Genomic DNA, 7863 nt, shown 5'->3' with positions numbered 1-7863 from the left:
TGCACGCCCCCCTGCGTGCCCCCTTGCATGCCCGGCCCGAAGACCGGTGCGGCCCCCGGCCCGGAGGCCTCGACCGGCGGCGCGGCAGCCGGAAGCGGAGCCGGAGCCGGAGCGGCCAGTGGAGCCGGCGGCGGCTCGTACAGCGCGGCCGGACCGGGCGGGTGTTCCTCGCCCGTCAGGCGCGGGGGCGGCGGCGGTACGGCGTCCCAGGGCCCCGAGTCCGCTGCCGGGTCGGGACCTCCGGAAACCGCTGTCGTCTCCGCCATCTCCTGGTCACCGCCCCGCCCCGCCGCTCGCGCGGCGTCTGATGCCCTCGCCTGCATGGTGCCTGCCACCACACTCCGTGCGCGCCACCCTACGAGATCGCGGCTCACCCGTTCCAGGCCGGGTGGTCGATCGGCGCGCCACACCGCCCACGTCCCCTAAGGTGCCGTCATGCCCGATACCGGCCGACCCCTGCTGTTCCTGGACGTGGACGGTCCGCTCATCCCCTTCGGCGATCCACCGCCCGGCGGTTATCCCACCCACCGCAGCCCGTACGTCCCGACCGGCGCGGTGCCGGGCGGGAACCCGCTGGTCACCCGGGTGGACCCGGAGTTGGGATCGCGGCTGCTGGGCCTGCCGGCCGAGCCGGTGTGGGCGACCACCTGGCTGGAGGACGCCAACGAGTGCCTCGCACCCTGGCTCGGCCTGCCCCGACTGCCCGTCGTGGACTGGCCGGTGGACGCCGAGGACGGGCCGGGCGGCGTGCACTGGAAGACCCGCACGCTGGTCGAATGGGCGGGCGGGCGGCCGTTCGCCTGGGTGGACGACGAGATCACCGGGGCCGACCGCCGCTGGGTCGCCGCCCACTCCCCCACCCGCGCCCTCCTCCACCGGGTGGACCCCCGACGCGGGCTCGGTGACGCGGACTTCACCGCCCTGGACGCCTGGCTGCGAGCGCTCTGACCGGCCACCAGGTCCACCCCTGCTCTTGCCTCACCACCTCCCTTGCCTCGTCAACACCACTGCCCGGCCACCCCCGAGGGAGTGACCGGGCAGTCGGCGGGCCGGGTCAGGCACCCGCGAGGAGGTCCCGCAGCAGGGCGACGGTGTCGGCGTCGAGGTCCCGGCCGGTACGACGGCTGAGCGCGTCCAACCGGTTGACGGCGCGCAGGAGTTGGTCCCGGGCGCCGGCCGAGGCGTAGGCGTAGAACAGGTCCCGGTGCAGCAGTTCGACGTCCGGGGCGACGGCGAGGCCCCGGAACACGGCGGCCTCGGCGCTGCGGTGGTCGCCGTACTGCAGGCGGCGGGCGGCCAGTTCGTGGGCGGTGTCGACGATCGCCGCGATCATGTCCTGCCGCTCGCCCTCGGCCCAGCCGTACGAGGCGGGCGGGGCCTCGGCGAACGGCGCGCCGCGGACCAGGGCCAGGGCGTGGGCGAGGGCCGCGTCGGCGGTGGCACTGGTGCTGCGCATGCCGCGCCGGTAGAGACTGCGGAACTCGTCCCAGTCGCAGGTGACCGCCGGGGCGAAGGAGTAGCCCTCGGTGCCCTCCGTGGGCAGGAAGGCGCGCCCCTCGGGCGAGCTGCCGAACCAGCCGGCCAGGTCGGCGAGTTTGGCCGGCAGCGGGCTCTTGGCGTCGGCCGCGGTGGGGTGCGGGTCGAGGTGGGCCGCGCCGGGGTGCAGGTCGTGGTCGAGGGCCTGGTGGCCGGAGCCGGGGCGCAGCGCCAGGTAGACGGCCAGCTCGGTGAGCCGGGGCAGCGCGCCGGGTGCGGCCTCGCCGAGGGTTCCCGCGACGTCCACCGGGCCGAGCAGCCGGATCCGGGGGGCGTTGCGGGGGGCATGCGCCTCCGGGGAGCGGAGGATGGCGAGCAGGTCGTCGCTGTCACTGCGGCCGGACGTGGTCCTGGCGACCGGAGCGACGGCGGCCGGACCGGGCTCGGCGGCGGGGCCGTGGTCCTCCGTGGCGACGGCCCCGGCGGAGCCGCCCGAGCCGACGGGATCGACGGCACCGGCGGGTCCGCTCCCGGAGGCGGCCGCGCCCTCGGCAGCGGACGGCGCGGACGGATCGGCCGACGGCACCGGCTCCTCGACCGGATCCGCCACCACCTGCTCCGCCACCGCTTGCTCCGCCGCAGCCGGCTGCGGCACCACGGGCTGCGGCACCACCGGCTGGACCGCGAGGACGACCGTCGACGTGGACTCCGAGGAAGCGGCCTCCGCCTCCCCGGCCCCCTCGACCGGCTCCCCGCCCTCCGGCGGGCCGGGCAGCCGCAGGTCCCGGGTGGTCTCGTCGGCGGCCGCCTGCCGCCCCTGCCCGTTGACGACGAACCGCGCCGGACCGGCCGGAGTCGGCGCCGGGACCGGAGCCGGCTTTCCGGAAGCCGAAGCCTGCGCCGGAACGGAGGCCGAGGCCGCCGGACCGGGCACCACGGCCGACAGCGGCGCCGGAGCCGGCGTCACCGGATCGGTGCCCGCGAACGGGCTCGCCCCGGTACCGATCACCCGGGTGAGCAGCCGCGGCCCGGTGGCCGCTTCCGCTCCCTCCGCCGCCCCGCCGCCGGAGGCTCCGACGGCGGCCAGCACCGGTACGGCCACGGGCAGTTCGTGGGTGTCGGTGTCCTCGGGCCCGTCCAGCGTCCAGGCCGGGGCCGGGTACTGGGTGGGGTCGTCGGCGACCCGGAGCAGCTCGGCGACCTGGTCGTACTGCTGTCCGCTGAGCCGTTGCAGCTCGACCGTCAGGTGCAGGCCAGGGATCGCGGCCTGGCCGGAGGTCGGCAGGGTCCAGCGGGCGACCGGACCGGTGCCCCGCTCGGGGGCGCGGGTGACGACGGCGACGCAGGTGCGCGGACGGGCGTCGAGCAGCCGCCCCAGCTCGGCCGGCACGTCCCCGCCGGGCTGGTGGGCGCAGAGCACGATCTCGGGCGTCCAGGACTCGTCCGCCTGGCCCCGGCTGCGGGCCTCGCGCGGGCTGCTGACCTCGGCGGCGACCAGGGTGGCGCGGGCCTTGGCGGTGCGCGGGCCGAGGGCGGCGAGCGCGGCCTCCAGGGTCGGGTGGCGGTGCACGCGTTCGGCGGCCGGGCCGCTGATCAGCACGTCCTCGGCGAGGTCCACCAGATGCAGGTGCAGCCGGTCGGCGAGCGGGCTGTGGGCCAGTTCGACGGCGAGGGTGCGCAGCACGTCGCGGGCGTCGTCCGGGTGGCCGGACAGGTGGAGCAGCCGGACGGCCTCCAGGTCGGCGAGGACCACCGAGCCGTCCGGCGAGGTGCCGAGGGTGACCAGCGCGGGGTACGGCGCGGCGGTCTTCCGGGCCTGGCCGGGGCTGAGCAGGTCACCGGAGTCGGCGCTGCACCACCACACGTTGGCGGCGTGCGCGGCGCGGAACGGCGCGATCGGGGTGGCCGGGCCGGACAGGTGCAGCTCGACGGTCTGGCCCTGGGTGATCCGGGCAGCGACGATGGCGGGCAGCCGCTTGCCGCCGCGCACGGTGTTGCGGGCCAGGGTGCGCAGGGCGCGGTCCAGCAGTTCCAGCCCGGCCTGGTCCTGCCGGGCCATCAGCTCGTTCTCGAAGGCGGCGGCTCCGGCCTCGGGCATCGCGATGCGGTGCCGGGGGCGGCGGGCGCGCTGCTGGGTGCCGCGCTTGTGGGCGACGGTGCCGATCATGATGGCGGCGAGCAGGACGCCGACGGTGGAGGCGGTGAGGGCGACGGTGTAGTCGTCACTGGGAGCCGGGTCGGCGTGCGCGGCGGGGCCGGGCGCCTGGGCCGGCGCATGCGTGGGCGCGGGCACCGGGGCCGACTGCGGGGCACCCTGCGAAGGAGCGCCCGGGGCCGGAGCCTGGTCGGCCGGCGCCGGGGCAGGAGCAGGAGCAGGGGCGGGGGCGGGAGCAGGGGCGGGGGCGGGAGCAGGGGCAGGGGCGGCATCCCCCGGCACCGCGAGCACCATCCCCGGCACCACCACGTCCGGGTCCGTCAACTGCTCCCCGTCCGGAGCCTGCACCCCCTTGTTCGCCTCGAACAGCTTGGGCCACTGCTCCCCGTCCCCCAACTCCCGCTGGGCGATGGCCGACAGGCTCTCCCCGGCCTGGACGGTGACGCTCCGCTGCGCCCCGGCCCCACCGGGCCCCCCTGCCTCCGTCCCCTGCTGCGGAACGTTCTGCGGGGTCCCCTGAGGCGTCCCCTGCTCCGCACCCCCCGAGGGGGCCGGAGCCGGGGCGGGCGTCTTCGCCTCGTCCGGCTTGGCATCCGCTGGCATCAGCAGTTCCCAGCCGGGCTGGATCGCCCGGTCGGCGTCGAAGCGGACGCCGGAATCGCCCATCGTCCGGCCGTCGTTGAGCTTGGCGATCTCCACCCACCGCTCACCCGAGCCCAGTTGGCGCTCGGCGATGGACCACAGGCTGTCGGCCGGCCGGGAGTCCCGCACCGTGTACGTGCTCTGCTGTTCGGCGGCGGGGGTCAGGGCCGGTGCGGACTGCGCGGCGGGCAGTGCGGCACGCTGCACGCCCGACGTCAACTGTGCCTGGGCCACCGGGCTGTGGGCCAGTTCGGGGACGGCGGCGAAGGCCGATCCCGCCACCGGCAGCAGGGCGAGCACCGAGCCGACCAGCCCGGCCGCGAGCCGCTGGCTCCAGCCGAAGGCCGGGATGCGGCGGGCGATCCGGCCGCGCAGCTGGGCGGGGATCTCCAGCAGGACGGAGAGCGCGAAGCAGCCCCAGGCGAGCCAGCCGACCACCACCAGCGCCCACAGGAACAGGCTTCCGTCGTCCGGGCTGGTGAGCGCCTCGCCCACCCCGCCCGAGGCGACCTCGCCCATCCCGGCGACCGCTTCGGTGCCGTACAGCAGCAGCGCGGGGACGCCGCCCAGCAGGGCGAACAGGGCGACCAGCGCGCCGAGCGCGGTGATCAGGGCGCGGCCACGGCCACGCGGTCGCCGCCCGTGCGGCGGTCGGGGCGCCGGAGCGCCGGGCCCTCGCGCACCGCCGGCTCGACGGGACGCCCCGGCCCGGCCGGCAGGGGCCTGGGCGGTACGGGCCTGGTCCTTGGCACGTGGCGCGGCCATCAGTCGGTCTCCGCTTTCTCGACTCCGTGGACGAGGGTCGCACTGCCCTTGCCCTTGACCTTCCGTTCCCCGAGGGCGCCCAGCAGGACCGGCCGGTAGTCGGCCTGCACGGTGACGGTGACGACCCTGCCGTCACCGGAGAACTCGACGTCGCCCGCCCGCAGGCCGTACAGGCCCAGGTAGGCGTCGGCGGCGTCCCGGACGTACTTCTCCTGGACCTTGAAGCCCCTGCCCTGCAGGACTGCGGCCCGGTCCAGTTGCTGACCGCCGACCCGCGCCGCTTCCAGCGCGTAGGCGTCGGTCCGCTCGGCGACCCGCAACCGGCCGCCGGCGTCGATCACCAGGGCGATGACGAGCACGACGTAGGCCGCGCAGATCGCGACGAAGAGGGCCACGGCGCCCCGGTCGGACCGGCGCGCCGACAACCGTCGCCGCAGACGGCTCACCACTCCCATCCCCTCCCCCCAATCCGCACGCTGCTCTCCCCACCGGCCCCCACCGGGCGCCACTCGGTACCGCTGTGTCATGCCCCGAGCGCTCTCCGCTTGCGTCTCCCCCGCACGGGCCGTCTCCAATCCCCTGTCCTCCCGGTGACGTCCGCCGCCGCGGTGACGGCACCACGCGCCGTCAGGTGCCCCGGTAACGGTCCACCACCGAAGTGAACTCGCCGACGAGGTGCTTCGTCACGGGTACGCCGGACGGTCCGCCGAGCAGGTCGGCCAGTTCCACGTCGCAGATCACCGTGACCGTCACCGTCGTGACCGGCCCGCCCGGCAGGTTCAGCTGCCCGTTGTCGACCCGGACGTCCCCGTTGCGGCAGGACACGCCCTGCTGGCGCAGCATCGCGAGGGCGGAGTCCCTGGCCGGCTGCTTCATCCCGTCCACGCTGCGCTGGAGGGAGGCTGTCCTGGCGCCTGCCCTGGCGGCGGCCTCCACGGTGCCGGCCGTGGTCTGCACCCGCCCGGCGGCGATGGCCACCAGGACCAGTGCGACCACCGACGGCACGACGATGGCCGCCTCGATCGCGATCCCGCCCCGGTCCCGCCGGCGCTGTCGCGAACGCAGCCGCCACCGGTCCGGTGCCCGCGGCACGCGCCTCACGGCTTCACCACCGGCGGTACGAAGCGCTCGCGCGGCGCCTCGGCGAACTGCGTGAGGGCGGGCGCCCTGAGCCCGGGTATCAGCAGCGGCGGGGTCAGCCGCACGGTGACCCTGATGGTGTCCGCCGTACTGCCCTCGGTCCCCACCGTGTACTCGTGCACGCCCTGCCGGTCCAGGAAGTCCCTGGCCTGCCGCTGGGCCGCCTCGTTCTTCTCGCCGTCCGTCGCGTTCCCCTGCACCCGTCCGGCGTCCACGCCCTCGCGGGCCGCGGTGAGCGCGACCTGGCGGTCGTACCACAGCAGCGCGGCCTGGACGACGAGCATCAGGAGCAGCAGGACGACCGGGAAGACGATGGCCAGGCTCAGGCTCATCGACCCCCGGTCGCCCCTGCGGCGGAGAGCGGGACGCATCACTTGGTGGCGCCGCCCGCGCCCGCGCCGCCCGGCAGGTTCGGGTCCTGCTCGACCTTCTTGACGACCTTGTCCTTCAACAGGTAGAGCGCGGTCGCCACGGCGCCCGCCACGAAGACCAGCGCGATGATGGCGAGGGCGAGTTCGATGCTGATCGCACCCCGGTCGCCGCGGGCGCGGGCCGCTCGCAGCCTGCCCAGCCTGAAGGTGAACAGCAGCAGCGCGAACTGGACCGGCAGCAGGACGGGTTGCAGCACCCGGCCGGCCAGCCTGGCGAGTCGTACGGTCATCGGGTTCTCCCGGGTGTGACGGTGTGGTGTGTGGTGTGGTGGGTCGGGCCGACCGCTCCGGCGTGGCCGGAGGAACCGGAACAGGCTTGAGGACGGTCAGTTGAGCATCTGGTGCAGTGCCGGGAAGACGATCAGGACGGTCATCAGCAGGGTGAGGGCGGCTCCCGGCGCGACCATCCGCTCGCTGTCGGCGTTCGCGCGGGCGAGGTCCTCGGCGAGCAGTTCTCCGCGCAGGCCCTTGGCGCGGGCCCGCAGGGTGTCGTACACGGCGGCGCCGTCGGTGCCGGACAGCCGCATGATGTCGGCCACGTCCTGGAGCGGGGTGAGCCCCAGCTCCTCCGCCAGCGCGTCGAGTCCGGCCCAGGGCGGGAGCCGGTCGGTGGCCGCGCGCTCCAGCGCGTCGCGGATCCGCAGAAACACCGTGCCCTGGCCGACCGACGCGGCCCGGCGCAGCGCCTCGGCGGGGCCGCAGTCGGCGGCCCGCTCCATCGCGACCAGTTCCAGGTAGGCGGCGATGCCGTGCAGGTACTCGGTGCGGGCCTCCTTGGCCTCGCCCCGCACGACGGCGTCCGGGACGAACCAGAGCAGTCCGGCCAGCAGCGGCCCGGCGACCAGCGGCAGCGCGAAGGGCAGGCCGGCTCCCATCAGCACGGCCATCGCGCCCAGGTAGGCGGGCAGCACCAGGCCGAGCGCGGCGAACAGCAGCTTGTGCACCATGAACCGGGCCGGGGCGCGGCCGATCAGGGCGAGTTCGCGGCGCGGGAGCGAGACCCCACGGAGCCGGACGGACCGCTCGCCGATCCGGTCGTACCAGCGCGGCCGCTCGTCCGGGTCCTGCTCGCGGTCGGCGGGGGTGGCGTGCAGCCGGTCCAGCGCCTGGTGCAGGTCCGGTGGGGCCGGCCGCAGTTCGGCGACCAGCAGGGCGATGCCGCCGGCCGCGGCGGCGCCGGCCAGCACGGACCAGGGGGAGATCACCGGACCTCCCCGAGCTGCTCGGCCGGCGCGGGCTCGTCGGCCGGCGCGG

The 7863-nt window shown here is 76.1% G+C and carries 7 protein-coding genes; 1 reads left to right on the top strand and 6 read right to left on the bottom strand.

Annotated elements, in window-relative coordinates; genetic code table 11:
- Positions 1–435: 435 nt before the first annotated feature.
- Positions 436–948 (top strand): hypothetical protein, encoded by a 513-nt coding sequence (locus tag BU198_RS20480; RefSeq protein WP_188298300.1) that lies wholly within the window; start codon positions 436–438, stop codon positions 946–948.
- 106 nt (positions 949–1054) lie between these two features.
- Here BU198_RS20480 and BU198_RS43370 read toward each other — a convergent pair whose 3' ends face one another.
- The 6 genes from BU198_RS43370 to BU198_RS20450 form a co-directional block, all read right to left on the bottom strand.
- Positions 1055–5038 carry a BTAD domain-containing putative transcriptional regulator gene (locus BU198_RS43370; RefSeq protein WP_188298299.1) on the bottom strand — a complete coding sequence of 1328 codons (3984 nt, stop codon included), beginning with the start codon at positions 5036–5038 and terminating at the stop codon, positions 1055–1057.
- Positions 5038–5433 carry a hypothetical protein gene (locus tag BU198_RS20470; RefSeq protein ID WP_188298298.1) on the bottom strand — a complete coding sequence of 132 codons (396 nt, stop codon included), beginning with the start codon at positions 5431–5433 and terminating at the stop codon, positions 5038–5040. The genes BU198_RS43370 and BU198_RS20470 overlap by 1 nt, the downstream gene beginning before the upstream one ends.
- Positions 5434–5665: 232 nt before the next feature.
- A complete protein-coding gene (locus BU198_RS20465; RefSeq protein WP_188298297.1) occupies positions 5666–6139 on the bottom strand; it encodes a TadE/TadG family type IV pilus assembly protein in 474 nt (157 codons plus the stop codon).
- Positions 6136–6510, bottom strand: a complete 375-nt coding sequence (locus BU198_RS20460; RefSeq protein ID WP_223244688.1) for a TadE/TadG family type IV pilus assembly protein — start codon at positions 6508–6510, stop codon at positions 6136–6138. Before BU198_RS20460 ends, BU198_RS20465 begins: the two co-directional genes overlap by 4 nt.
- 38 nt (positions 6511–6548) lie before the next feature.
- Positions 6549–6839: a hypothetical protein gene (locus BU198_RS20455; RefSeq protein WP_188298295.1), complete on the bottom strand. Its 291-nt coding sequence runs from the start codon at positions 6837–6839 to the stop codon at positions 6549–6551.
- 96 nt (positions 6840–6935) lie between these two features.
- Positions 6936–7814, bottom strand: a complete 879-nt coding sequence (locus tag BU198_RS20450) for a hypothetical protein (protein ID WP_188298294.1) — start codon at positions 7812–7814, stop codon at positions 6936–6938.
- Between the last annotated feature and the right edge of the window lie 49 nt (positions 7815–7863).

It is taken from the genome of Streptomyces sp. CBMA156, from assembly GCF_014596515.1.
In the GTDB taxonomy this organism is placed as follows: Bacteria; Actinomycetota; Actinomycetes; order Streptomycetales; family Streptomycetaceae; genus Kitasatospora.
Note: the sequence above shows the minus strand (reverse complement) of the source record. Positions and strands in the feature narration are given on the sequence as shown.

What these genes read in the sequence shown, in the direction of transcription:
- BU198_RS20455 (WP_188298295.1), bottom strand. Translation starts at nt 6,839, where the DNA reads ATGACCGTACGACTCGCCAGGCTGGCCGGCCGGGTGCTGCAACCCGTC.
- BU198_RS20480 (WP_188298300.1), top strand. Translation starts at nt 436, where the DNA reads ATGCCCGATACCGGCCGACCCCTGCTGTTCCTGGACGTGGACGGTCCG.
- BU198_RS43370 (WP_188298299.1), bottom strand. Translation starts at nt 5,038, where the DNA reads ATGGCCGCGCCACGTGCCAAGGACCAGGCCCGTACCGCCCAGGCCCCT.
- BU198_RS20460 (WP_223244688.1), bottom strand. Translation starts at nt 6,510, where the DNA reads ATGAGCCTGAGCCTGGCCATCGTCTTCCCGGTCGTCCTGCTGCTCCTG.